At 52.3% G+C, this 26,537-nt stretch carries 23 protein-coding genes; 10 read left to right on the forward strand and 13 right to left on the reverse strand.

The window, feature by feature from the left end:
* Positions 1-156 precede the first annotated feature (156 nt).
* The 3 genes from OGX83_RS02770 (at position 157) to mdtM (ending at position 3,238) form a co-directional block, all read left to right on the forward strand.
* Positions 157-972: an AraC family transcriptional regulator gene (locus OGX83_RS02770; protein ID WP_057067045.1), complete on the forward strand. Its 816-nt coding sequence runs from the start codon at positions 157-159 to the stop codon at positions 970-972.
* 48 nt (positions 973-1,020) lie between these two features.
* Entirely contained in the window at positions 1,021-1,671 is a 651-nt protein-coding gene (locus tag OGX83_RS02775; RefSeq protein WP_286587293.1) for a LysE family translocator, read from the forward strand.
* Between the two features lie 325 nt (positions 1,672-1,996).
* The gene (gene mdtM / locus OGX83_RS02780) at positions 1,997-3,238 is read left to right on the forward strand and encodes a multidrug efflux MFS transporter MdtM (RefSeq protein ID WP_125363511.1); all 1,242 of its coding nucleotides are present in this window, start codon (positions 1,997-1,999) and stop codon (positions 3,236-3,238) included.
* Between the two features lie 84 nt (positions 3,239-3,322).
* Here mdtM and OGX83_RS02785 read toward each other — a convergent pair whose 3' ends face one another.
* From OGX83_RS02785 to OGX83_RS02795, 3 genes are all read right to left on the reverse strand, one after another.
* The gene (locus OGX83_RS02785) at positions 3,323-3,883 is read right to left on the reverse strand and encodes a YagU family protein (RefSeq protein ID WP_079934429.1); all 561 of its coding nucleotides are present in this window, start codon (positions 3,881-3,883) and stop codon (positions 3,323-3,325) included.
* 238 nt (positions 3,884-4,121) lie between these two features.
* Positions 4,122-5,312, reverse strand: coding sequence for a cystathionine beta-lyase (metC, locus tag OGX83_RS02790; protein WP_032942294.1), 1,191 nt, complete (start codon positions 5,310-5,312; stop codon positions 4,122-4,124).
* A 30-nt stretch (positions 5,313-5,342) separates the two neighbouring features.
* The gene (locus OGX83_RS02795; RefSeq protein WP_003830065.1) at positions 5,343-6,575 is read right to left on the reverse strand and encodes a dicarboxylate/amino acid:cation symporter; all 1,233 of its coding nucleotides are present in this window, start codon (positions 6,573-6,575) and stop codon (positions 5,343-5,345) included.
* 219 nt (positions 6,576-6,794) lie between these two features.
* On the opposite strand from OGX83_RS02795, the gene OGX83_RS02800 reads away from it, so the two are divergent.
* The 5 genes from OGX83_RS02800 (at position 6,795) to OGX83_RS02820 (ending at position 11,427) form a co-directional block, all read left to right on the forward strand.
* Positions 6,795-7,721, forward strand: a complete 927-nt coding sequence (locus OGX83_RS02800; protein ID WP_003845596.1) for a LysR family transcriptional regulator — start codon at positions 6,795-6,797, stop codon at positions 7,719-7,721.
* 75 nt (positions 7,722-7,796) lie between these two features.
* Positions 7,797-9,077 (forward strand): DUF445 domain-containing protein, encoded by a 1,281-nt coding sequence (locus OGX83_RS02805; protein ID WP_003830070.1) that lies wholly within the window; start codon positions 7,797-7,799, stop codon positions 9,075-9,077.
* Positions 9,078-9,090: 13 nt separating this feature from the next.
* Positions 9,091-9,555, forward strand: a complete 465-nt coding sequence (locus tag OGX83_RS02810; protein WP_020996242.1) for a GNAT family N-acetyltransferase — start codon at positions 9,091-9,093, stop codon at positions 9,553-9,555.
* Positions 9,556-9,646: 91 nt separating this feature from the next.
* Complete coding sequence (locus OGX83_RS02815) at positions 9,647-10,834, forward strand: MFS transporter (protein ID WP_186413773.1); 1,188 nt, start codon at positions 9,647-9,649, stop codon at positions 10,832-10,834.
* 146 nt (positions 10,835-10,980) lie between these two features.
* A complete protein-coding gene (locus tag OGX83_RS02820) occupies positions 10,981-11,427 on the forward strand; it encodes a hypothetical protein (RefSeq protein ID WP_240500734.1) in 447 nt (148 codons plus the stop codon).
* A 62-nt stretch (positions 11,428-11,489) separates the two neighbouring features.
* Here OGX83_RS02820 and OGX83_RS02825 read toward each other — a convergent pair whose 3' ends face one another.
* The 5 genes from OGX83_RS02825 to uxuA all read right to left on the reverse strand — a co-directional run bounded on the left by OGX83_RS02825 (position 11,490) and on the right by uxuA (position 17,216).
* Positions 11,490-12,497: a porin gene (locus OGX83_RS02825; protein ID WP_286587294.1), complete on the reverse strand. Its 1,008-nt coding sequence runs from the start codon at positions 12,495-12,497 to the stop codon at positions 11,490-11,492.
* Positions 12,498-12,690: 193 nt separating this feature from the next.
* Positions 12,691-12,900, reverse strand: a complete 210-nt coding sequence (locus OGX83_RS02830) for a hypothetical protein (protein WP_003830087.1) — start codon at positions 12,898-12,900, stop codon at positions 12,691-12,693.
* 626 nt (positions 12,901-13,526) lie between these two features.
* Positions 13,527-14,300, reverse strand: coding sequence for a Uxu operon transcriptional regulator (uxuR, locus tag OGX83_RS02835; RefSeq protein ID WP_008786090.1), 774 nt, complete (start codon positions 14,298-14,300; stop codon positions 13,527-13,529).
* A gap of 175 nt (positions 14,301-14,475) precedes the next feature.
* Complete coding sequence (locus tag OGX83_RS02840) at positions 14,476-15,951, reverse strand: fructuronate reductase (protein ID WP_286587296.1); 1,476 nt, start codon at positions 15,949-15,951, stop codon at positions 14,476-14,478.
* 80 nt (positions 15,952-16,031) lie between these two features.
* Positions 16,032-17,216: a mannonate dehydratase gene (gene uxuA / locus OGX83_RS02845; RefSeq protein WP_032942283.1), complete on the reverse strand. Its 1,185-nt coding sequence runs from the start codon at positions 17,214-17,216 to the stop codon at positions 16,032-16,034.
* Positions 17,217-17,477: 261 nt separating this feature from the next.
* Here uxuA and gntP point away from each other — a divergent pair, with 261 nt between their 5' ends.
* Positions 17,478-18,821 carry a gluconate permease GntP gene (gene gntP, locus OGX83_RS02850; RefSeq protein ID WP_003033260.1) on the forward strand — a complete coding sequence of 448 codons (1,344 nt, stop codon included), beginning with the start codon at positions 17,478-17,480 and terminating at the stop codon, positions 18,819-18,821.
* A 49-nt stretch (positions 18,822-18,870) separates the two neighbouring features.
* Here gntP and OGX83_RS02855 read toward each other — a convergent pair whose 3' ends face one another.
* From OGX83_RS02855 to OGX83_RS02865, 3 genes are read right to left on the reverse strand one after another with little or no spacing between them, the layout of a single operon-like run.
* Complete coding sequence (locus tag OGX83_RS02855) at positions 18,871-19,566, reverse strand: LutC/YkgG family protein (RefSeq protein WP_286587298.1); 696 nt, start codon at positions 19,564-19,566, stop codon at positions 18,871-18,873.
* Positions 19,559-20,986, reverse strand: coding sequence for a LutB/LldF family L-lactate oxidation iron-sulfur protein (locus tag OGX83_RS02860; protein WP_008786085.1), 1,428 nt, complete (start codon positions 20,984-20,986; stop codon positions 19,559-19,561). The genes OGX83_RS02855 and OGX83_RS02860 overlap by 8 nt, the downstream gene beginning before the upstream one ends.
* 10 nt (positions 20,987-20,996) lie before the next feature.
* Complete coding sequence (locus OGX83_RS02865) at positions 20,997-21,716, reverse strand: (Fe-S)-binding protein (RefSeq protein WP_001102105.1); 720 nt, start codon at positions 21,714-21,716, stop codon at positions 20,997-20,999.
* A 581-nt stretch (positions 21,717-22,297) separates the two neighbouring features.
* Between OGX83_RS02865 and OGX83_RS02870 the strand changes: the two genes are divergently transcribed.
* Entirely contained in the window at positions 22,298-23,851 is a 1,554-nt protein-coding gene (locus tag OGX83_RS02870) for an L-lactate permease (RefSeq protein ID WP_286587300.1), read from the forward strand.
* 500 nt (positions 23,852-24,351) lie between these two features.
* On the opposite strand, the gene pdxY is transcribed toward OGX83_RS02870, so the two are convergent.
* On the reverse strand, positions 24,352-25,209 hold the full coding sequence (gene pdxY / locus OGX83_RS02875; protein ID WP_286587302.1) for a pyridoxal kinase PdxY: 858 nt from the start codon (positions 25,207-25,209) through the stop codon (positions 24,352-24,354).
* A gap of 11 nt (positions 25,210-25,220) precedes the next feature.
* Positions 25,221-26,486 carry an aromatic amino acid transporter gene (locus OGX83_RS02880; protein ID WP_032942280.1) on the reverse strand — a complete coding sequence of 422 codons (1,266 nt, stop codon included), beginning with the start codon at positions 26,484-26,486 and terminating at the stop codon, positions 25,221-25,223.
* Positions 26,487-26,537 lie beyond the last annotated feature (51 nt).

Here is a 26,537-nt window from a genome sequence, read left to right on the forward strand (position 1 = left end):
TCTTTGCGAGGCGATTTCCGGGATAACAACGCCCTTATGTAACGTCTACATTTGTCTGGAACACGTCACGCAGAATCGCCATCTCAATGCGCATTCCCACTTTTTCACCTCCCGGCCTGTGCTATAACAAACCATCACTTTCAGGGAGGACACGATGTGACGCATACCCGAGATATTCCACAATCGTTCTGGCGTGATGAGCAGTTGCCGTGGCTGGAGCTGCGCAGCACCTGGCAGAGCCAGCAGGCCTATAAGCGGCATCACCACTCTCAGCTCTCGATTGGGGCAATTCTCGAGGGGGAAACGTGCTGTCTGTGCGATGGCGAGGAATACCATCTGCAGGTGGGCGATCTGATTGTGATACCGCCGCTGGCACCTCACAGCTGTAATCCTGTTAACGGACAGTTTCGCAGCTATCATATGCTTTATCTTGATACCCAGTGGTGTCTTGCTAATCTGCCTGCACAGAACACCAATAAGCGACTTTGCACGCCTGCTCCCGTTATCCGCGATGCGCAATTATTCCAGCGTTATATGCACCTTGTGGCGCTCATGCCGCAACGCCAAACCGCGCAAATAACGGATGCCGCACAAGCATTGCTGCACACGCTGCCGTTGCAGTCGGTCACACCAGAAAACCTAAGCGCCACCAGCCAGTATCTGCGCGAACGGTTGCAGTCCAGCCTGCTCGCGCCGCCCTCACTCGATGAGCTGGCACATGAGTGTCATATGCGTAAAGAGACGCTGATCCGTACCTTTAAGCAGGACACCGGGCTGACGCCAGGAAGTTATCTGAACATCATACGGATTGACTATGCTCGCCAGCGGCTACGGGCCGGGGACGAAATTGCCGATGTCGGCTACCAGAGCGGGTTTGCCGACCAGAGCCATTTCCATCGCACCTTTGTTCGGTACACCGCTGCCACACCGCGCCAGTACGCGTTGGGACGATCAATATCAGACAATAATTAGCGCTGCGTAAGGCGTACGGTGATCTCAGATTCATTCTCTGAGGTCGCTATGTCGCTGCTTTCTGTACTTTTTCCTTCTGCTTTTCCCGCGCTGGCGCTGGCGCATTTCGTCGCATTGCTTAGCCCCGGGCCGGACTTCTTTTTACTGGTCGGTTACGCCGCACGATACCGGATGCGCGGCAGCGCCGGGTTGTGCGTGGGGATCGCTTTCGGCAACGGGCTGTATATTCTGCTGGCAATTATCGGTTGGGGGATCCTGCGCCAGCTTCCCCTGTTGTTTACGGTTATTGAGCTGCTGGGCGCGCTCTATTTATTGTGGATTGGCAGCCTGCTGGTACGCAGCCGCCCGCAAACGCTGACCGGAACAGACGCCCTGTCTACCTGTCCAGGATTTGGCAAACAGCTACTACTGGGATTGGGTTCGTCACTGCTCAACCCAAAAAATGCGCTGTTCTATCTGGCGCTAATGACCGCCCTGCTCGGCCCGTCGGTGACGCTGCTGCAACAAACCATGAGCGGGATCTGGATGACCAGCATAGTGCTGTGCTGGGATCTGCTGATCGTGATGTTCATTGGTTTACCGCAGATCCAGCGACGGTTATCCAGAGGGATATTATGGGTAGAACGTATCGCTGGCGGTGTATTAATTATCTTCGGTTGTGCCATCGCTCTGCGGTTTTTGCAGAGCATCGTAGTCTGATTTGCAGGGCGATTTTCTGCACATAAACCGGATAAACTCGTTTAATTAATATCCAATCCGCATTACACTGCGGATGGTTATTACCCGTTCAACTTACTCTTCCTGAGGTGCGATGTGCTGATTGTTACCTGTAATCGTTACGTTTTCTGACCCCGCGTCAGTGAGCGTATCTTCTGTTTGCGCTTCGCGCAGACAGCGTTTTTGATTACATGAAATTCAGTACATTTGCAGTCTGCTTTTTTTCTGTCATCGGTCTGACGTCTCAAAGACGGTATTGAATTTCGCTATTCCCGTTGAGGGTTTTCTCCCGACAAGGAGCTGTTTTATGCAACGGATTCTCGCGTTTTTCTCCCAACGCGCCACAACGCTTTTTTTTCCTGTCGCATTGATTTTATATGACTTCGCCGCCTATCTGTCGACGGACCTAATCCAGCCCGGCATCATTAATGTCGTACGCGATTTCAACGCCGACGTCAGCCTGGCGCCCGCGGCGGTCAGCCTCTATCTGGCTGGTGGTATGGCGCTGCAATGGCTGCTGGGGCCGCTTTCCGATCGGATTGGCCGCCGTCCGGTACTGATTGCGGGAGCGCTAATTTTTACGCTCGCCTGCGCTGCCACATTGTTCACCACCTCGATGACGCAATTTCTGGCCGCCCGTTTTGTGCAAGGCACCAGCATCTGTTTTATCGCCACCGTCGGCTATGTCACGGTGCAGGAGGCATTTGGGCAAACAAAGGCCATCAAGCTAATGGCGGTAATCACCTCTATTGTGCTGGTGGCACCGGTTATCGGCCCGCTCTCCGGAGCGGCGCTAATGCACTTTGTACACTGGAAGATCTTGTTTGCCATTATCGCCGTCATGGGGCTTATCGCACTCATTGGACTCACATTAGCAATGCCAGAAACCGTCCAGCGTGGCGCGGTGCCGTTCAGTGCGCGCAGCGTAGTGCGTGATTTTCGCGACGTTTTCCGCAACCGGGTGTTCCTGTTTGGCGCAGCCACGCTGTCGTTAAGCTATATCCCGATGATGAGCTGGGTGGCGGTCTCACCGGTTATTCTGATCGATGCTGGCGGCATGACCACATCGGAGTTTGCCTGGGCACAGGCCCCGGTATTTGGCGCGGTGATCGTCGCCAATATGGTGGTCGTCCGCTTCGTGAAGGATCCGACCCGGCCACGCTTTATCTGGCGAGCGGTTCCCATTCAGTTGAGCGGGCTGGCGGTATTGATTGCTGGCAATTTACTGTGGCCGCACGTGTGGTTGTGGTCAGTGCTGGGGACCAGCCTGTATGCGTTTGGCATTGGAATGATCTTCCCAACGTTATTCCGCTTTACACTATTTTCCAACAACTTACCGAAGGGTACGGTTTCGGCGTCGTTGAATATGGTGATCCTGACGGTGATGGCGGTTTCTGTCGAAATTGGGCGTTGGTTATGGTTCAACGGCGGCAGGATTTCGTTTCATCTGCTGGCGGTGATGGCTGGTATTGCCGTCGTGTTCACGCTGGCAGGCTTACTAAAGCGCGTACGTCAGCATGAGGCCACCGCATTAGTCACAGAGAGTTAACCTCCTATGAACCGCCCCCATTCGCGAACACTGGTTTTGTGTTTAGCGGTCGGGGGCAATCCATCATAGTGCATCAACTTTTAATCATCTGACGAGAGATAACGGAACTTCCGCATCGGGTTCATGCGTGATCCGATTACGCAGGTCACGACGAATCATTTCAATGACCCAAAACCAGAAAATATGTCCAATAATTTCCGACACATATTCATCAAATGGTAGCTGAGACAAGGGCGGCGAAAGATGAAGGGCGGGAATGAAGATGCCATGAACTGCCACCGTCACGATTAAACCTGCCAGTACCCCCTGCCAAAGTTTAACTTTTGGAAAAATTTCAGCGGCAACGCAATATCCGACTGCAAACACTAATGAAAATATGATGTGCGTGACCATAACCGGATTAATCACATGTTCAGAAAAGGTATAGACCGTTTGCGTGGGGTCAATCCCTAAATAGTCTCGGAGAAAAAGGTACGGAGGATTAAACTCATTTCTTCCCAAAGAAAATGTCCTGGGTGGAAGCGGAACTTCGGCTCCCCACTTAACAAATGCAGAAAGTACGCCAGAAACGATACCGACTAACACGGCAACGCCATAATGGCGGCGTTCCGTCGGTGTCCTTGAGAATAAATCTTTCAGCTTCATAACTCATCATCCCTTATATGCCATAACACTTAAAACCAGTGGCTATGCTACCCAGGAGGGATGCTGAAAATTGTGACAAAGATTACTTTTGATAAAAAATGATCTTAAATGACTACTTGTGAGTTAATTTGATTGTGAATATAGCGTCATCGCGAATGTCGTACAGGCGTTTTATCCGGCCTACTGGGTTACGTAGGCCGGATAAGCATCAGCGCCATCCGGCTACGCTCACATCACCTTACGCAATGCGTGCAAATCCCGCGTCCAGATCGGCAATCAGGTCGTCGATATCCTCAAGGCCGATATGCACCCTGACCAGCGTGCCGCTGAAATCTACCTCTCCAGCCGGGCGAATGCTGTTCAGCTCTTCCGGCTGGTTCGCCAGAATGAGCGACTCAAATCCGCCCCACGAATAGGCCATATGGAACAGCGAGAAGTTATCGAGGAAATTCGCCATCTGTTCGTCGGTCAGTCTCTTTTTCAGCACAAACGAGAACAGGCCTGAGCTTCCGATAAAATCACGCTGAAAATACTCATGGCCCGGACATTCCGGTAATGCCGGATGATTCACCCGTGCCACTTCCGGCCTTGCCGACAGCCAGCGGGCAATATGGATGCTGCTCTCCTGATGCTGCTTAAGGCGTACCGCCAGGGTGCGCAATCCGCGGCTGCCGTTGTAGGCCGTATCGGCATCCAGCGTTTGCCCCATCAGATAGGAGTTCTCACGTAAACGATCCCAACAACGGGCGTTCGACACCGCCGTGCCCAGCATGGCGTCCGAATGGCCGATGGTGTACTTCGTTCCCGCCTGAATGGAAATATCCACGCCATAATCCAGCGCTTTGAACAGCACGCCCGCCGCCCAAGTGTTGTCGATCATAATGACAATCTCCGGATTCACCGCGCGGATAGCCTTCACCATCCCCGGCACGTCCTGGACTTCCATGGTGATAGAACTTGGTGACTCAAGGAATACAACCTTTGTTTCCGGACGCAGAAGATCGACGATACCTGCACCAATCAGCGGATCGTAATACGTTGTTTCCACGTTGAATTTACTCAGGATCTTATTGCAAAAATCCTGGGTTGGTTCATAGGCCGCACCCGTCATCAGAATATGATCGCCACCCTGAACAAACGCCAGAATCGCATTGGTCACCGCCGCAGCACCACATGGGTACAGCGCGCAGCCAACGCCGCCCTCCAGTTCGCTCATTGCCTTCTGGAAGGCAAAGTGGGTATAGGTTCCGCGACGACCATAAAACAGCTCGCCGTTCGCGCGATTGGCGGTGGCAAATTTCTTGTCCTTCACGGTATCAAATACCAGTGAAGAGGCGCGTTGGATAACCGGATTCACCGCTCCCTGGGTATAGCGTTTGTCGCGACCAGCAACAACCAGGTGCGTTTCAAGCTTCATTGCGTCTTTCATAACATCTCCTGTTCTTAATCCGTGTGAAACCTATACCACCGCAGCAGTAGAGTTTATTTCAGTGTTGGTCTGCTTTTTTCCAGCGAACCGTTCAACAATCTGCGCCGCATTCAAATCATGGATAACGTTAATCAGTGTGGCCGGCGCATCGGTAATGGTGCCCAGCACCACCAGCATAGGGATTGCTTCCATCGGCAGGCCCAGCGTGGTGACGATAAAGATTTCACCGAGGAACGCCCCGCCCGGCACGCCACCAACGATAATGGCGGAGAGCACCGCAATCAGCATCGTCAGGAAGAAGGTTTCGGTGGTGAATTCCATGCCCAGCACGGAATAGATAAAGACAATTTTTAGCGCGGCAATCATCGCCACGCCGCCCTTGTTGAGGTTAACCAGCAGCGGAATGGAGACATCAACGATTTCCGGGTTGATCCCCATCGCCTTACCGGCACGCAGCGTCACCGGGAGCGTCCCCAGTGAAGAGCAGGTACCCAGCGCGGTCGCAGACGGTTCAATCGCGTTACGCCAAAAGGCTTTGACCGCCGGAATACCGCCGCCAATATACGAATAGAGAATCGAGCCAAAGACAAAGTAGACCAGCGTAGCAACCATAAACAGGCCGATGGCGCGGGCAAAGGTTAACAGTAGTGCAGAGTCCTGACTGGCCATGGTGGCGGCGAAGTAGCAGCCCAGACCAATCGGCGCGACCTTCATAATGATTGAAACGATCTTCATGATCACGGTATTGGCGTCTTCCAGCAGCGACGCAATACGTTTACCGGCCTGATCCGACTGGCCAATTGCGACACCGGCGATGATCGCCATTACGATCAGCGCCAGAATATTGGACTTAGAAAACAGTCCGATAAAGTCGCTGGTGGTGATCATACTGACAAAATCCATCTTACCGCTGCCCGCCTGCACCGACTGCGAGAGATCGATAGTGACGCCCTGCGCCGGGTTATACCAGAGCGCCAGCGCGACGATCCCGGCGGCTGGAATAAAGGCCATGGCGATCGAAACAATAAAGATAATCGCCATAATGCGCCCCAGCCTTTTCAGGTCGGTCATACTGGCGATCGAAGACATAACGCTGATACCCACCAGCGGCACAATAATCATAAATAACAGGTTTAAGAATATCTGGCCTATTGGCTGGAGTTTACTTGCAAACGATGGGGCATAAATACCTAATAAGCCGCCAATTACCAGAGCAACTAATAAAATAATCGACGATTTGTAGGGTTCGAGTCGTGACCACATAATCGGTACCTTTAGAATAATAATTAATGAGATTAAATTCACAATGTGATGAGTTTCCGTTTCGCCTCCTTTTATTTTGTGACGCAACTCACCTAAGTTGTTATTTTTTCATTTTGCCAGCAAGTTGTTTCCTGTGATTCAATAGTTGCATGTTTAAAACGCGAATGTAACGGCCTATTCGTACCGTTTTTGCAAATCACTTGTGAATTAAAGGAAACTATGAGTACGCCGATTTCACTCAAGCATCTGGAGTTTTTTACTAAAATCGTCGACTGCGGAGGATTGTCAGAAGCCGCGGCACAACTCAACGTATCGCCGTCTGCGGTCAGCAAAAGTCTGGCTGCGATGGAAGACACGCTGGGCACGACATTAATTAAACGCACCACCCGCAGTATTACCCTGACCGACGCCGGGCAATATCTCTTCAACCGCGCTAATAAGCTTTTGAAAGAATTCGATGAAACGCTGAATACCACTTCCGGTTATTACCACAGCCCGCAGGGTGAATTACGCATAACCTGCTCAATTGCGTTTGGTTATTCCCGGCTGGTGAACCTGGTGGATAAATATCGCTCCCAGTTCCCGGATGTAAATCTGTATATCGATCTCAACGATAACTTTGTGAATCTGAACGAAACAGATTTCGACATCGCCCTGCGCATCTCCACCGCACCGCCGCAAAACTATGCGATGCGCAAGCTGGTGCCTGTTCGCTGGGCGTACTGTGCCTCACCCGGCTACCTCGCCAAAAAAGGCATGCCCCAGCGTCGAAGCGATCTGGTGGATCATGATTGTCTGGTTTATCCCGGCCTCACACCGGTGCTCAAGGTGGCGGATGAACAGGATCGTCTGCATCAGTTGAAACTGCATATGCCGATCCAGGCCAACAGCAGTCTGGTATTGCTGAAGTCAGTGTTAGAAGATCAGGGAGTGGCGTATTTACCCACCTATCTGATTGGCGATCATATTCAAAAAGAAGAGATAACGCCGCTGATGCTCGACGGCACTATCACCTGTGAAACTCACGCCCTGTATGCGCTGTACTTTCCCAGCAAGTACAGCAATCCTAAGGTGCGATCGTTTATCGATTTTCTGGTGGCGGAACTCGGCCCCTTGCCCGCCTGGGACAACTGGATCCCGGAGTAAGCCCAGCCCACCTGAAAATGGGAGGCGCTCCACATTTTTTGCGCGATCCCCCCGTCTGGCTCTATCCTTAAGCCTATGAATAAAATTGCTGAACTCAAACGCGCCAAGCGACTGGCGCTCTCATTGCTGCTGATTGCCGCTGCCACCTTCGTCATCACGCTTTTTCTGCCGCCTAATTTCTGGGTACTGGGGATCAAAGCGATCGCCGAAGCGGCGATGGTGGGCGCGCTGGCGGACTGGTTTGCCGTGGTGGCGCTTTTTCGCCGGGTGCCGATCCCGTTTATCTCGCAGCACACGGCGATTATCCCGCGCAATAAGGATCGGATCGGCGAAAATCTCGGGCAATTTGTCCAGGAAAAATTTCTCGATACCCAGTCGCTGGTCGCGCTGATCCGCCGCCATGAACCGGCGCTGTTGATCGGCAACTGGTTCAGCCAGCCGGAAAACGCCCAGCGTATTGGCCAGCATCTGCTGCAGATCATGAGCGGTTTTCTCGAACTGACCGACGACTCGCGCATTCAGCGGCTGATCAAGCGGGCGGTGCACAAGGCCATCGACAAGGTCGATCTCTCCGGTACCAGCGCGCTGATGCTGGAAAGCATGACCAAAAACAATCGCCATCAGGTGCTGCTCGACACGCTGATTGCCCAACTGATCGCCCTGCTCCAGCGCGACAGCTCGCGAGCGTTTATCGCCAGACAGGTCGTGCACTGGCTGGAAACCGAACATCCACTGAAAGCGAAGATCCTGCCAACCGAATGGCTGGGCGAGCACAGCGCCGAGCTGGTGTCTGATGCCGTTAACTCCTTGCTGGATGACATCAGCCACGATCGCGCACATCAGATCCGCCATGCCTTCGATCGCGCCACGTTTAAGCTCATCGATAAGCTCAAACACGATCCGGAGATGGCCGTGCGGGCCGAAAGCCTGAAAAGCTATCTGAAAGAAGATGAAGCCTTCAACCGTTATCTTGGCGAGCTGTGGGCAGACCTGCGTCAGTGGGTGAAAACCGACATTAACGCCGATGATTCCCGCGTGAAGCAGCGCATCGCCAGCGCCGGGCAGTGGTTCGGCGAAACGTTGGTAGCCGACAGCGCCCTGCGCGCCTCACTGAATGGGCATCTGGAGCAGGCCGCACATAAAGTGGCGCCAGAGTTCGCCACCTTCCTGACGCGCCACATTAGCGACACGGTGAAAAGCTGGGATGCACGCGATATGTCACAGCAAATCGAGCTGAACATCGGTAAAGATTTGCAGTTTATCCGCGTCAACGGCACGTTGGTTGGCGGTTCTATTGGGCTGGTGTTATATCTGTTGTCGCAAATTCCTTCCCTGCTGACGCTGGCGAATTTTTAAGGAGAAAAATTCAATGACGATGAACATCCGCATTTTTTCCCTGCGCGAAACACCGGAAAAACTGCACGAGGTCACCGCTTACTTTCAGCAACAATGGGCCTCGGAAGACTCCATGAGAGTTTACGAGGATGCACTGCATCGTTGTATTGGCGCAAAGAACCCGCTACCGCAGTGGTACTGGATGCAGGACGGCGACAGCATTGTTGGCTGCGCCGGATTGATCACTAATGATTTTATCAGTCGCGGCGAACTGTGGCCGTGGCTATGCGCACTCTATATCGATCCTCGCTATCGTGGTCACGGTCTGGCGTTTCGCCTGATTGAACATATTGCGCAGCAGGCCAGACAGTTAGGCTTCATGCGGCTTCATTTGTGTACTGACCTGGAAGGCTTATACGAGAAAGCGGGATTTTACTTTGACGGGCCGGGCTATCATCCGTGGGGGGAAGTCTCACGGGTCTACAGCCGTAATCTTTGACAGCATTAGGCCTTGCGCTATTTTACTTTTCATTATCATTTACGCATGTAATATAACAATTATCAACTAACAGCGCGAAATGAGAGTCCGTATGTCCCAGGGAAGCCCAGATTCAAATCGTCATGCCATCAGCGTCGCGCTTTTTGGCATGCTGGTCTTAACACTGGGTATGGGAATTGGGCGCTTTCTGTATACACCAATGCTGCCGGTGCTGCTGTCGGAAGGTCAATTTACGTTTGACCAACTCTCCTGGATTGCCAGCGCCAACTACGCCGGGTATCTGGCAGGAAGCCTGCTCTTCTCCTTCGGGCTCTTCCATCTTCCCTCTCGCTTACGCCCGATGTTGCTAACGTCCGCGCTCGCTACCGCAGGGCTGATTCTGGCGATGGCCAGCTTTACTCAGCCCGCACTGGTGATGCTGATCCGCTTTCTGGCGGGCGTCGCCAGTGCCGGTATGATGATCTTTGGCTCAATGATCGTTCTGCATCATACCCGGCATCCCTTCGTGATCGCGGCGTTGTTCTCCGGCGTTGGTGCAGGTATTTTGCTGGGCAATGAATATGTCATTAGCGGTCTGCATTTTGCGCTTTCATCGCACACGCTCTGGCTGGGCGCAGCGGCAGCCTCGGCTCTGTTCTTCGTGCTACTGGTTATACTCCTGCCATCTCGCAACCACGTGCTCCCCGCTGCGGCCCCGGTAAAAACAGAGCATCAGCCTATGTCCTGGTGGCTGCTGGCTCTACTGTACGGGCTGGCCGGATTTGGCTACATCATTGTCGCCACCTACCTGCCGCTAATGGCGAAAAGTGCCGGTTCGCCGCTGTTGACTGCCCATCTCTGGTCGCTGGTCGGCATATCGATAATTCCGGGGTGTTTCGCCTGGCTGTGGGCCGCCCGACGCTGGGGAGTATTGCAATGCCTGACGGCGAATTTGCTGATTCAAAGCGCCTGCGTGGTCATGACGCTCGCCAGCGGCTCCTTGCCGCTGCTGGTGATAAGCAGCATGGGGTTTGGCGCAACGTTTATGGGAACCACCTCACTGGTGATGCCGCTTGCCCGTCAACTAAGCGTACCGCGCAATATTAATCTGCTGGGCCTGGTCACTCTGACTTACGGCATTGGGCAAATACTTGGTCCGCTATTAACCAGCCTGCTGGGAAGCGGCGCGCAGGCGATCGTTAACGCCACGGTGTGCGGCGCGGTCGCGTTGTTTATTGCGGCACTTATCAGCCTCACGCAATTATACAAACAGCGTTTCGCCTCGCCAAAAAGGGTATAACCGGCTAACGTCTAAAGAAGATATATTCGGATTAGTCCGCAATTAAATGTCAGCATTTAATAAACCGCAAATAATCGGCAATTACCCGCCAGACAATTTATAATTCCCGGCTGTTCATTTATAAACTCAATTTAAAATGCGTAAAAATGGACATATTAATTCAACATCAACACCATCTTCGGGAAAGGCACATGTCGTGGTTTAAAAAAATACTACTGGGGTTAATTATTTTGGCGGGTTTAATTGGCACGCTAAAGGATTATAAAGACTTTGGCCTGTTTGGCGCACTGGGATTGTTTATTATCTTCCTGTTATCAACAACATTCTTATGGCAATGGGCCTCTGGCAAGTTACCAGAGATAACAAAGTTACATGCCATACTTATTTTACTGGCCAGCGCTGTAGCCTCTATTTTTGTTATCAATATGGCAATTGCCGGAAATTTGCATGTGGATTTAATGGAAGTCATGCGCGTTACCATTACCCATAATCCGCTTTTTTATCTGATCCTCTGTGTGGTCGCATGGGTAAAAGTGGGCATCTGGCAATGGCTGTTTAGCGGTGTACAGATGAAAGAAAGTCAGCCGATTTAAACTCCAACAGATGTAAAAAAGGCGTCTTAACCAAGACGCCTTTTTCGTACTAGTATAACTACTTAGAACTGATAGGTCAGACCCGCAACAACCTGATTGTCGCCGTCTTTGCCATCGAGCAGGTTAATTTTGTAACCCACATCAGCAACCATGTTTTTGTTGAAGTAGTAGTCTGTGCCCAGCGCAACGTATTCGGTCAGATCAGTGTTGTTGTTATCACGCGCATGAACGTAAGCCACGTTCGGACGCAGACCAAAATCAAACACATACGCCGCCATCGCTTCAAAGTGCTGCGCTTTGTCCGCATCCTGAATCAGGTTGTGGGATTCGCCGTACATGGTCGCAACGTAGATAGCGTTTGCATCATATTTCAGGCCAGCACCCCAGAATTCTGCGTTTTCGCCATCCCAACCATTTTGTTTCTGCTGAGCAGTCACAGAACTGTTGGTGTAGGCTGCAATGGCAGATACGCCGGAATCCGCGATATTGTCATAACCCAGGGAGAAGCCGTAGCCGTTGCCGTGCTGTTTCGTCGGATCCGTATTGGTATCGTCCTGCCCCTGATATTGCGCGCCAACGTTCAGGCCATCAACGGCACCAAACAGATTTTTGGTACGGAGTGTTGCAACGCCAGAAGTGCGTGTAGTAAGGAAGCGGTCAGTATTTTCAAAGGAGTCACCGCCGAACTCTGAGAGAGTGTCAGTGTAAGCTCCCACGTCGTAAGCGATACCGTAGTTACGACCGTAGTCAAAGCTAACGTCATGGCCGTAATCCAGGCCAGCAAACGCCAGACGTGTGTTAACGCCATTCTGAGAACCTTCTGCTTTAGAGGCATCAAACTGACTCTCAAATTGGCCATAACCGGTCAGTTGATCGTTGATTTGTGTCTCACCGCGAAAACCCAGACGCGCGTAGGTACCATCGGCATTAGTGCCGTCACTCCAGGAATGGACCGCTTTGACTTTGCCGTACAGATCCAGTTTGTTGCCATCTTTATTATAAATTTCCGCTGCCTGAGCGGAGGTTACCCCTAATGCCATTACAGCTAATGCCACTACTGACTTTTTCATATTATTACTCACTTTTAATTGTGAATTTTGCTATCAACTTTGTTATGAAGGCGGAATGCCCACATAAAAAAGTCCCCTCCAGATAAGGGGAAACACCAATAACACACCGAAAAAATATACCAATAAAGGCAATAATGAAGTGGCAAGACCTATTTCAATTTTGGGTTTTAAATAAAACCCGAACAGAGAGTAATTACTTAGATTCTTCGCTTGTGCTCTCATTAATAGAGCGATGCAACATTAATGCCTCGGCAATAATGTCTTGTTTACTTTTACGGGTTTCAAATGCCAGCGTCCGAACATATTCCCATAGAGAAGTATCGACACGGGCACTTAATAGAACCATATCTTTTGATCGGGTTCCCCTGGCTTTTCGGATATCAGGGTAATCTCGAGAGGGCATAGTCATCTCCTGAACGCAAACACGCTTATGGCGATGAAATATGCAGTCAGTGTAAAAACATGTCAACGGCAAAATACAGTCACAATAGTAATGAAACTGTTAATAAACAAAGAAAAACTGGAACACTATTTCAAATGAAAGATAACTTGATTATAGAATAATGTGTAATGTTAGCTTTACACATATTCGTTTTTATTCATTTGATTAAAAAGGCATGAATCATTCACATGTAAAATGACATGCTTTCAAAACATCATTGCTGCCAATAGGTTACATATCGTTATTAATGTCTACTTTTACGCAAACCACGTGTTTTTATGCGCTGCTATGCCAGGCGGCCCTGCCCTAACCGCAGCGGAAATCACTTTGATTCTCACTTAATACAGACCAGTTTTGTCTAAAAATACGCACGAAAAGGTAAAAATAAGGTAAATAGCGCATTTTTTCGCAAGCAAAAATAAGTTGTTTTTAATTGATGAAAATCAATTTACATCACACAGGGCGGCGAAAAAAATGATCACTGAAGACTATGGAAACCATTTTTTACATGAGGTTTAAGACGTGAAAAGAAAGGTTGCTATGCAATGCCGAGCGGGCCGGAACAGCCCGCATGAGAGGTGGTAAAATCAAGCGTTAACTTTATCCAGCGGCCAGGAGTCAAACAGATAGCCATCGAAGTCGATGTCATCAACATTTGAAAACTCCAGCAGGCGCTGTTTGACGTTTTCCAGATGCTGCCACATCGCCAGCTTGGCCGCGCGGGCATCCTTTTTGATTAACGCCGCCAGGATCTGTTTATGGTCGCCCATCCACTCTTTACGATAGTGGGTATCATCGAGATGGCTATGAAGCTGGATCCACATCGGGTTGTTCTCGCGCCACTGCCATGACTGGCGAAACAGCTCCACCAGCATGCTGTTATGCGTGGCCTCGGCGATAGCGAGATGGAACTGCATGTCACCGCTTTCAGAACCGTTCGGTTCGCTGGAGGCCAGCTCCCGCTCTTCCAGTTGCAACGCCTGGCGCATTTTGACGATATCTTCGCGGGTGGCCTGCAGCGCGGCAAATTCGGCGATGTTGCTTTCCAGCAGCTGTCGCGCCTGGAGCAGCTCAAACGGGCCTGCATCATTGCAATGATTCACATCCGAACTGTCGATGGTCTGAGCTTCTGCATTGTCGAGCACGTAGATCCCGGCGCCACGACGCACGTCCACCAGACCTTTAATTTCCAGCATGATTAACGCTTCGCGCACCACCGTGCGAGTGACATTGAGTCTCTCGGCGATTTCACGCTCCGGCGGCAAGCGCTCACCAGGCTGGTACGGCGTCTGGACAATCAGATCGCGGATCATTGCACCCACTTCCTGGTAGGGTCTTTGCTGAGAAGTGTTTGATTTCATCGTGTTATGTCCGTCAGATGCGTCAATTCAGAATCCGGAGGCTGGATGACTGCGCACACCTTATCCGGCCTACCAATAACGTTTTTTCGCCTGAACTATAGCATTTGCGGGAAGCCAAAAACAGAAAACGGGTCAACCAAATTAGTATTTTGATTGACCCGTCATACCTGGGAGGTTATGCGTCAGCGCTTAACGCTGCAACGCACTCGCGTGCGCCGTGTTCACACAACTGTTGATACGCTGCGGTAACCGTCGCAACAAAGTCGGCGTTTTCCGCCAGATCATGACCAAAAATGCCGCTCAACCCCAGCAGAGCAGTCACGCGTTCGGCTCCCTGGAACTGTTGGTTAATGCGCTGGAATTCGGCCTGCATTGGGTCGACAACATCAATGACCTGCCCCTGTTCATCCACACCGTGGGTGTAGCGCATCCAGCCCGCGATGCCCAGTGCCAGATGACGCCAGCCGCTACCGTTTTGCAGATGCAGACGCACCGGATCCAGCAGACGCTGTGGCAGTTTCTGGCTGCCGTCCATCGCAATCTGCCAGGTACGGTGGCGCAGAGATGGGTTGCTGAAACGCTCGATCAGCAGCGTCGCGTAGGCGTTGAGCTCGGTACCTTCCGGCATCGACAGCGTTGGCGCTTGCTCCTGCATCATCAGTGCAAACGCCGCTTTGCGGTATGCTGGATTGGTCATGGTGTCAGCGATGGTTTCATAACCGCCGAGATAGCCCAGATAAGCGAGGAAAGAGTGGCTTCCGTTGAGCATGCGCAGTTTCATCATTTCAAACGGTACTACGTCAGCAACAAACTGTGCGCCGACTTTGTCCCAGTCAGGGCGACCGTTAACAAAGTTGTCTTCAATCACCCACTGGCGGAACGGTTCGCAGGCGATAGCGCACGGATCGTAAACGCCCAACTGGTCGGCAATCTCCTGCAACGTTTCTGGCGTTGCCGCCGGAACAATGCGGTCTACCATGGTGCACGGGAAAGTGGCGTTTGCTTCAATCCACTGCGCCAGCTGCGGGTCACGCGCCTGCGCCAGGCCCAGCACCGCGACTTTCGCCACATGCCCATTTTCACGCACGTTATCGCAGGACATCACGGTAAAGGCCGCCAGCCCCTGCTCACGACGCAGATGCAGCGCCTGTACGATGTAACCAATCGCCGATTTCGGCGCGGCTGGATTTGCCAGATCGTGTTTAATCAGCGGGTTATTGAGATCTAACTGGCCGCTGGCAGCATCGGTGCAGTAGCCTTTTTCCGTGACCGTCAGCGAGACAATTGCCGTCTGCGGGCGCGCCATGGCCTGTAAAATACCATCACAGCCGTCAAGCTCCGGGTGCAGCGCTTCTTTCATCGAGCCGATCACTTTCAGCACGGTGTTGTCCGCGCCTTTTTCTGCCACGGTATACAGCAATTGTTGCTTGCGCAGGTTTTCAATCAGTATGCAGTCATTACCCGGCATCAGGTTAACTTCACAGATACCCCAGTCGCTGTCGGCGGTTTCCAGCAGATGGTGGGTGTACAGCGCCTGATGCGCGCGGTGAAAAGCGCCGCATCCCAGGTGAACAATGCGGGATTGCAGACGAGAGCTGTCCCATGCAGGGCGTGCAACCGGCAGGTTGCTATTGGCAATTGTCGTTGTCATCGTGAACTCCAGATCCCGTCGGAAATACCAACGGAGAGAAAAGAAAAAAGCCGGCCAGACAGGCGACCGGCAACACTGCTTTAGCGGCTAAAGAAAGCGCGCTGGATAGCCATCTCAACGCCACGCACTTCCGCCAGGCCTTTCAGGCGACCAATCGCGGAGTAACCTGGGTTGGTTTTCTTTTTCAGGTCGTCAAGCATCTGGTGACCGTGGTCCGGGCGCATAGGGATCAGATCTTCTTTGCCCTCGGCTTTACGGCGCTGTTCTTCCTCAACGATCGCTTTCACCACTTCGTACATGTCAACGTCGCCATTTAGATGCGCCGCTTCATGGAAGGTTTTCGGGTTATCTTCACGCAGCGTGGAGCGCAAATGGGTGAAGTAAATGCGCGGGCCAAACTGTTTGATCATGTCGACCAGGTCGTTATCCGCACGAACGCCGTAGGAGCCGGTACACATGGTGAAACCGTTCGCCATGCTGTTGACCGTATCGACCATCCACTGCATGTCTTCCACGGTGGAAACAATGCGTGGCAGGCCAAGGATTGGGCGCGGCGGATCGTCAGGATGTACCGCCATACGCACACCGACCTCTTCTGCTACCGGAATAATCGCCTTCAGGAAGACGGCAAAATTCTCACGCAGCGCAGCTTTATCGATATCCTTATAGCGTTCAAGATGCTGGCGGAACTGGTCGAGCGTGTAGCCCTCTTCCGCGCCCGGCAAACCGGCAATGATATTGCGGGTCAGACGTGCTTTGTCTTCTTCGCTCATGGTGGTGAAGCGTTCATTCGCCTGCGCAATCTCTTCGGCGGTGTAGTCCGCTTCCGCGCCAGGGCGTTTGAGGATATGCAGCTCAAAGGCGGCAAATTCAATTTGATCGAAACGCAGCGCTTTGGAGCCGTCCGGCAGGACGTATTCCAGGTCGGTACGGGTCCAGTCGAGAACCGGCATAAAGTTGTAGCACACGGTACGAATGCCGCACTCGGCCAGGTTACGCAGGCTTTGCTGGTAGTTGGCAATCCACTGCTGATAGTTGCCGGAACGGGTTTTAATGTCTTCGTGGATCGGTACGCTTTCGACGACCGACCATACCAGGCCCGCCTGCTCAATAATGGCTTTGCGTTTCAGGATCTCATCAACCGTCCACACTTCCCCGTTCGGGATATGGTGCAAGGCAGTGACAACGCCCGTTGCACCCGCCTGACGCACATCCGCTAAGGTGACCGGATCGTTAGGACCATACCAGCGCCATGTCTGTTCCATGTTTTATTCCTCGTTTACGTTATGGACTCGACGATATGGCACATAAATTCCTCCTTTTGGTATTACATGTCAACCTGAAGCGATAAATTGGTTAACCAAATCACGATATCTGCTGACCATACCGCTAATGAACGGCCATACAACCCAGTATTAATGTAAACATGTAACGCAATGTGACATCCATCGCATCATAGGTTGACCAATATATGTAACATCTCAACCAAAATCATAATAGTTCAACCAAAGTAAGGTAGACGTTATATGCACGTTCTCAATATTCTGTGGGTTGTATTCGGCATCGGCCTGATGCTGGTGCTCAATTTAAGATTCAAAATAAACTCGATGGTCGCCCTGCTGCTGGCGGCACTCTCGGTCGGTATGCTGGCGGGAATGGATTTAATGGAACTGCTGCATACCATGAAATCCGGCTTTGGCAGCACGCTAGGTGAGCTGGCGATTATCGTAGTATTCGGGGCAGTCATCGGTAAGCTGATGGTTGACTCCGGCGCGGCGCATCAGATTGCCCATACTCTGCTGGCGCGACTCGGTCTACGTTACGTGCAGCTGTCGGTGATCATTATTGGTCTGATCTTCGGCCTGGCGATGTTCTATGAAGTGGCGTTTATTATGCTGGCACCGCTGGTGATCGTCATTGCCGCGGAAGCGAAGATCCCGTTCCTTAAGTTGGCGATTCCTGCGGTTGCCGCCGCCACCACCGCCCACTCACTGTTCCCACCGCAGCCGGGTCCGGTCGCGCTGGTTAACGCCTACGGCGCTGACATGGGCATGGTTTACATCTATGGTATCCTGGTGACCATTCCGAGCGTGATCTGCGCCGGACTTATCCTGCCGAAATTCCTCGGCAACCTCGATCGTCCAACGCCGTCATTCATGAAGGCCGACGTACCGGTTGACCAGAACAACCTGCCGTCCTTCGGCGTGTCTATTCTGGTGCCGCTGATCCCGGCGATCATCATGATCTCCACCACCATCGCCAACATCTGGCTGGTGAAAGGGACGCAGGCGTGGGAAGTGGTCAACTTCTTAGGCTCCTCGCCGATTGCGATGTTTATCGCCATGGTTGTCGCCTTCGTGCTGTTTGGTACCGCGCGCGGTCACGATATGCAGTGGGTGATGAACGCCTTTGAAAACGCGGTGAAAAGCATCGCCATGGTGATCCTGATCATCGGCGCGGGCGGCGTACTGAAGCAAACCATTATCGATACCGGCATCGGCGATACCATCGGCATGCTGATGTCGCACGGCAATATTTCTCCCTACATCATGGCGTGGTTGATAACCGTGCTGATTCGTCTGGCAACGGGTCAGGGCGTGGTCTCAGCCATGACGGCGGCGGGGATTATTAGCGCAGCGATCCTCGACCCGGCAACCGGTCAACTGGTGGGCGTCGACCCGGCGTTGCTGGTGCTGGCAACAGCGGCCGGCTCCAACACCCTGACCCATATCAACGATGCTTCGTTCTGGCTGTTTAAAGGCTACTTTGACCTGTCGGTGAAGGATACGCTGAAAACCTGGGGTCTGCTGGAGCTGGTAAACTCCGTGGTTGGCCTGATTATCGTGTTGATCATCAGCATGATTGCATAACGTCGATACCGCTCTGGCCTATAGCGCCAGAGCGGTTTTCCATCCTGCCTCAACAGTCCTTAATAATCAGATACACCGCTTTCACCGGGCCATGCACCCCAACCACCTTGATAAGCTCAATATCCGCCGTCGAGCTGGGTCCACTGATGATATTAATGCACGATGGCATACGCTCACCGGCCTGCGCTTTCTGATGCAGTTTTTCTGCCAGCTGCGCCACGCGCGGCAGAATGGAGCTTTTACGCAGCACGAAAATCGAGGACTCCGGCAACAGACTCAGGGAGCGCCCGCGCTCTGGTGCGGAAAACAGTACCACGCCGCCGGACTCGGTCAGGCCATACTCGGCATACACCACGCCCACTTTCGCCTGCTCGGCCTGGGTAATATTTTCGCTACCACGCGCCGGATCCCAGACCACGGCGTGGCATTCCTGCTGCAAGCGTTCGGTGATGCCCAGCTCCACCAGCCGACTGTCGCCGCTCAGCACCACAGGCTGCTGACCCAATTCTTTACACAGGCGCAGCGCCGCGTCTGCGGCCTGGTCCTCGCTGGTCAGTTCGCAGCGGGCCAGCATCACTTCGCTGGCAAACTGGATAAACGCAGAGCAGCGCTGCTCGGGGCTAAGCTCGGTCAGGCGCTCGTTGGCATAGTTGTTAACCGGCGCGGCATCTGCTTGCGGCTCGAAGCGCAGCGGGCGACCCAGCGCCTGGGCGATGGTGTTTAAAAACGCGGTACGGTTATCCATTCTTTTTCTCCTGCGCCTGATGTTTCTTAAACCAGCTACGGAAGCTCTCGCCGTCAGCATCAGGCAGATCGCGCGCCTCCATCCAGTCACCAATCGCACCAACCTTGAGCGGGGTTTTGCCGCCATTGATAAACCAGCTCGCCGCATGCGCGCCCGCCATCATCCCGACTTTCCACAGCCCCGGATGGCTATTGGCATAGGCGAACATCTTGATCGCCCGTCGCTCGGCTTTCGGCGTAATGCCCTCCTCGGCCATCACCCGGCGATGACGCAGGATCAGTTTTGACAACGGAATACGCACCGGGCAGACGCTGTCACAAGCCGTGCACAAAGAACAGGCGTACGGCAGGTCTTTAAAATCTTTATAGCCGCCGAGCAGCGGAGAAATCACCGCGCCGATAGGGCCGGGATAGATAGAGCCATAGCCGTGTCCGCCGATGTGGCGGTACGCCGGACAGGTATTCATACAGGCTCCGCAGCGGATGCAGCGCAGCACATCGCGAAACTCTGAGCCCAGCACCTGCGAGCGACCGTTATCGACAATCACCAGATGGAACTCTTCCGGTCCGTCAACGTTATCCGCCTCACGCGGGCCGGTCAGCCAGGTGTTGTAGCCCGTCAGACGTGCGCCCACGGCGCTGCGCGCCAGCATGGTGATCAGCACATCCACCTCGGCAAAGGTCGGCGCGATACGCTCCATGCCCATCACCGCAATGTGCGTTTTCGGCAGCGTGGTGCACATGCGCGCGTTGCCTTCGTTGGTCACCAGACACACCGAGCCGGTTTCCGCCACGGCAAAGTTACAGCCAGTAATACCGATTTCGGCACTGAGGAAATCCTCGCGGATCTTCTGACGAATGAACAAAGTCATAGCTTCCGGGGTTTCCGGGCCGTCGTACCCCAGACGTTCGTTCAGCACGCGGCGGATCTGGTAGCGATCTTTATGAATCGCCGGGACCACGACGTGCGAAGGCGGATCCTGATCCAACTGCAGGATATATTCCCCGAGATCGGTTTCGATCACCTGGATTCCGGCATCCTGCAGCACATGGTTGACGCCGATTTCTTCGGTCACCATCGACTTGGACTTCACCACCTTCTTCGCATTTTTACTCTGCGCGACCTGCAAAATGTAGCGAGTGGCATCTTCTTTGGTTTTGGCGAAATAGACGTGTCCGCCGTTTTCCGTCACTTTCTCGGAGAGTTGGTACAGGTAAGCGTCGAGGTTGCTCAGAACGTGATCGCGGATCTGGCTGGCACGATCGCGCCAGTCTTCCCAGTGGCCTAACTCATCGACCATTTTTTGCCGATTCGCGCCGATACGCTCCTGCGCATTAGCCACGGCTTTGCGCATGATCGGATCTTCTATCTGCTGACGAATACGCAGTTTAAATTCTACATCGCTGGTTTTTATCGACATCTCTTTCCCCTCAGCGGCTCATCAGCACTTCAGCAATATGCATCACTTTGACCGGCTGGCCTTCCCGTTGCAGTCGGCCGCCAATGTTCAGCAGGCAGCTAACGTCTGCGCCAATCAAAAATTCCGGCTTTGCATCCATCAGATGTAAGACTTTCTCTTTCACCATCTCACCGGATATCTCGGCCATCTTGACCGAGAACGTCCCGCCAAAGCCGCAACAGGTATCCTGATCGGCAAACGTCAACAGCTCCAGTCCGCGCACGTTTTTCAGCAGCGTAAGCGGCTCTTCCTTCACTCCCAGTTTGCGGGTCAAGCTACAGGAAGGATGATACACAGCGCGCCCCTGCAGGCTGGCACCAACGTCCACCACGCCCAGTTTGTTGACGATAAAGGAGGTGAGATCCTGCATACGCGCGGAAACTTTCTCAGCACGCAGCGCCCATTCCGGTTCATCGGCCAGATACGTCGGGTAGCTTTTTACCGCGTAGGTGCAGGAGCCCGCCGGGGAGATAATCGGATCGTCGTTGTCTTCCAGCGCGGCGATCAGGTTTTTCATCCCGGGGATCGCCTCTTTGATGTATCCGCTGTTGATGGCTGGCTGACCGCAACACCCTTGCTTCTCGGGGAAATTCACGCGACAACCCAGTTTTTCCAGCAGCAATACGGAGTCTCGTGCCATCCGTGATTTCAGTGCGTCACCAATGCAGGTAACAAAGAAATTTACATTCACAATAACTACTCCATTGCTTCATTTCTGTTTATTGCGCTTGATATCGCGATATCAAGCAAAGATTCAGCTGTATTTCACGCCCAGTTTTTGTATTTGCTTGTTTTACTAATGTCTGGGCTCATTATGATGCACGGATCGTTTTCCTTTGATAGCGACTCTCCTCTTCTTATATCAGGACAATCGCAAATGTCTGTATTTTCATTTGTATGACAAAATCAAATAATCCCCTAATCAACATGCATATGCAATACCCATGTTTATTTATTTCGGACTTGCTCACATTTTTATATTGAAAACAACAGTGTTATTAACATCTTATAAAATAGTTTCGAATGATTACTACCTTCGTCACTACCATTATTAAAAATGTTATTAAATAACCACTTATGGGTATTTACCTTGCTCTTAAGTATATTTATCTGGCATTGAATTTTAATTAAAAGATTACAATAGTTACAAAACCATAAATCATAATTACTTTATTCACTGAAGCGATTCAGTTTACATATTTTATTTACACAGCAATGTAGCCTTCCCGCCATAAATATAAATCAGGTTTAATGAACCAATCAGGAATAGCAATGAACGAATATTTTATGTTTGCCCTGGCACTCTCTCCTTTACTACTTATGGTATTTTTAATACTGAAATTAAAAATGCCCATCCATTATTCCGTACTGATTTCTTTGGTATTCACCGCTGCACTATCGGCAATATTCTGGGAAATGCCCGTACAAAATCTGAAAGCCGCGATAGGCTATGGCGCACTGAAGGGACTATGGCCGATCGTGATTGTGATCCTCGGCGCTATCTTCAGTTATAACGTCATGCAGGCGACCAAAGCGCTGGATATTTTGCGCGATATTCTCGCCAGCATTAGCGAAGATAAGCGTATTCAGGTGCTGCTGATTTCATGGTGTTTTGGTGGATTTCTTGAAGCCGCAGCGGGCTATGGCACGGCGGTCGCTATTCCGATCGGCATTCTCATTGCGCTGGGATTCAACCCGCTGAAAGCAGCGATTGCTTCTCTCGTGGCGAATACCGTTCCCACCGCATTCGGCGCGGTCGGGATCCCGGTTTCTATTCTGGCTGAACAGGTTAATCTGCCGGTTTATACCTTAGGCGGAACCATTATTTTGCAGCTTGCGCTGTTTAATATCCTGCTGCCGTTTGTGATTGTCTGCATTATTGGCGGCGGCCTGAAAGCCATTCGCGGCGTATTTCTGCTCACGTTGATTTGCGGTATTTCCACGCTGGTTCCGCAATATTTTGTCGCCATCCATCTTGGCGCGGAATTACCCGCTTTTGCCGGTAGCCTGGTCAGCCTGTTTGCCGTGGCGATGGTCAGTCGCCTGCGCAAAGGAAAAACCGATCCCGAGTGGCGCATTGAGGTCAGCCATACCCGCGAAACCACGCCGCGCTCGGCAAAAGTGCTGTTCCGCGTGGGCTCTATCTATCTGTTTATTTTTGTGTTTATCCTGCTGTGTTCGCCGCTGTTCCCGACAATAAAAGGCGCGGCGTCCCAACTGGCTTCGGTGCTGCATTTCACGTTGGCTGACGGCAAAACGATGGCACTGAAAGTTGAATGGGTGACCACACCAGGTATGCTGATCATCTTTGCGACCATTATCGGCGGTTTTATTCAGGGGGCGTCCGCACGCGGGATGCTGGAAGTATTTATCAAAACGATTTTCCAGCTTAAAAACTCTATCGTCGCAATTATGGCGATCGTCGCGCTGGCCACGGTGATGGATCTCAGCGGGATTATCTCCACGCTGGCGCAGTCGATTGTCGATCTGACCGGCAGTTCGTACGTCTTCCTCGCCCCGGTGATTGGCGCGCTGGGCACGTTCGTTACCGGCAGCGATACTAACTCGAACATTCTGTTCGGCAAGCTGCAAACCATTGCTGCCAGCAAGTTGCATATCGATCCTAACTGGCTGGCCGCGGCCAATACCTCTGGCGCTACGGGGGGGAAAATGATTTCGCCGCAAAGCATCGCCATCGCGGTTTCTGCCACCAAAATGGACGGTCAGGCCAACCAGATTATGTCTGGCACCATGAAATACTGCTGCGCCTACATTGTGATTCTCGGCCTGAAAGTCGGTCTCTTTTATTACTGGTTTATGGCGTAAGCCATTGTCAACCCCGTCAAATTCGCGGCAATCGTATTTGACGACACAGTGACCAAAAAGGTTTACACCGTACCAGGAACGGAACAAGGCGACAGGCTTTACGATTTGTCGGCGCTGACTAAAATAGCGCCGATGTTTCAAATCGAGGATTGTTGTTATGTTGTTCTGGAAAAAGATGGTGAAGAAGTTCGACGCCTTTTCCGCGTTGATTCCACCACGCTACTTCCGCGTGTAATACCTGGCACTTATGCCTGATGGCGCTTCGCTTATCAGGCCTACATTTCACACTCATTTGTAGGCCTGCGTTTCACGCTCATTTGTAGGCCGGATAAGGCGCGAGCCGCATCCGGCAGCAACAGTAGCGTAAAATACTCACCCCTTCCTCTTACGCAGACCGCATGCTCTTAACACCGCCACCCACAGACGAAGCCACGCGAAACGGTAAACCAGAGGATGCTGAAGCCGCAGCAATGTCAGAAACATAGAGCCCCCTCGTGGCGCTACAGTACCGCTGCCCGATAGCTAATTTGCGGATCCATTATCTGGTGACGCGCATCTATCAGTCGCAGTTCATACGAATCATGTTCTTTTGTCAGTCGCATCACCGCATCGACGACACTGGTGGTCCGCTCCAGCGCCTGCTTGTCCTCATAACCATTGAGCAGTGAGGCCAGCATCACGCTGCAAATCAGATCCCCAACGCCCACCGGCATTTTGGCAAAGGTATACAGCGGCCGGGCAATGTGTAACGTCTGTTCCGGCGTCACCAGCAGCATTTCAAACGCCTGTTTGTCCCGCGAACAGTCGCCGAGATGCTTCACCAGCACCTTCTTCACACCCCACGACACCAGCTGCTGCGCAGCTTCCACCACCTCGTCAAAACCACGCAGTTGTCTGCCCGTCAGCACGCCCAGCTCATAGAGATTCGGTCCCATGATGTCGGCCAGTTGAATGGCATCATCGACAAAAAAGGACTCTACGCCCTGCGCGACAATGCAGCCTTTTTGCGGATCGCCCATCACCGGATCGCAAAAATAGAGCGCCTGCGGATTACGCTGACGAATGGTGGTGACCGCGTGCTTCACCTCTTCACAATGACGCTTATCTCCAAGATACCCGGACAGCACGGCATCGCATTGCGCCAGCTTTTGCAGGTCATCCAGCCCACTGATGATGGCACTCAGCTCGCCGTGCGGCATCGCCATGCCCTGCCACATCCCGTACTGGGTGTGGTTGGAAAACTGTACGGTGTAAAACGGCCAGACATCGATCCCCGAAAGCTGCATCGGCAGCACAGCGGCTTTATTTCCGGCATAGCCATAAACGACTGACGACTGAACAGACAACACGTTTTTCATTTTGACTCCGTCTAACGAAACGTTGGCAGCAGACCAAATACGTCCAGAACAACCGTCAGATAGACAACCGCTCCACAGACAATCACCAGGTTAAGTACGGTGTTATTACAGGGCGCGGTATAGCTGGCGGTCGGAAAACGTTTCCGCGCGGCTTTCACCAGGAACGGCGGCAGGATCACGCTCCAGATGGTAAAGGCCAGACCGGCGTAGCCAATCGCGTGCACAAAACCGTTCGGGAAGAAGAAGCATACTGCGGCTGGCGGGAAGTAGGTCACCAGCGCGGTTTTCAGTCGGCCCATGCCGTCATCCGGGAAGTGAAACAGGTCGGCGATGTAATCGAACAAGCCAAGCGTCGCCGCCAGCAGAGAACTGGCTACTGCGAAGTTGCCGAAGAAGGTCAGGATCAGATCCATATACCGGCTGGTGAACAGCTCGCTGATGGCCTCAACAAACACGTCGATATTGCCGCCTTTGGCGATAATTGGCGGGAACGCGGAACGGCTGATGTTACCCATCGTGACGCCCAGCCAGAAGATGTACAGCAGCAGGGCAAACAGCGTACCGATGATAATCGAACGCGTGATATTCGAGACCCCACTCTTGCCATACAGCTTGACCAGACTTGGCACGTTACCGTGAAAACCAAACGAGATAATACAGAACGGCAGCGTCATCAGAATGTAAGGCAGGTACTGTGAGTTGGGCAGCGCCACCGCCACACTGTCGACAAGTTTCGCCACTTCAATATGACCAACCAGCCCGGAGAAAGTAGCAAAGAACGCGATAAACTTACCGATAATCAACACGGTAGTGATGCGTCCGACCAGCAAAGAGCTGTACCAGGCAATCGCGCCGACCAGCATACTGACGATCACCACCGAGATATTCGCCGGAAAGCGCACGCCGCTGTATTTGAACACGGTTTGCGCCATCACCGCTGACGATCCGGAAATATAGGCATAGGTCAGAATATACAGCACAAAGCCGAAAGCGATACCGACAACGATATTCCACTTACGACCTAATAAATCCTGAGTAAAGGTATTAAAACTGGCACCGGCGCCATAATGCAGGTTGACTTCAACCAGCATCAGACCGGTTAATAACATCATGATGGCGATAAACAGAAGAATAACTGACGCACCGGGGAACCATACGCCGGCCATCGCAATCGGCAGGGAGAACATCCCGCCACCCACTACGGTCGCGATAACCAACATGGTTCCGCTAATCAGTCCGGGTGTACTACTCTGTCGCTCAATGGCATTAATATCCATGATAAATGTTCCTGTAGACTATTCGTTATAATTACAGCTGTCATTTGTACA

The sequence above is a fragment of the Citrobacter sp. Cpo074 genome, from assembly GCF_030332745.1.
Taxonomy (GTDB): domain Bacteria; phylum Pseudomonadota; class Gammaproteobacteria; order Enterobacterales; family Enterobacteriaceae; genus Citrobacter; species Citrobacter portucalensis.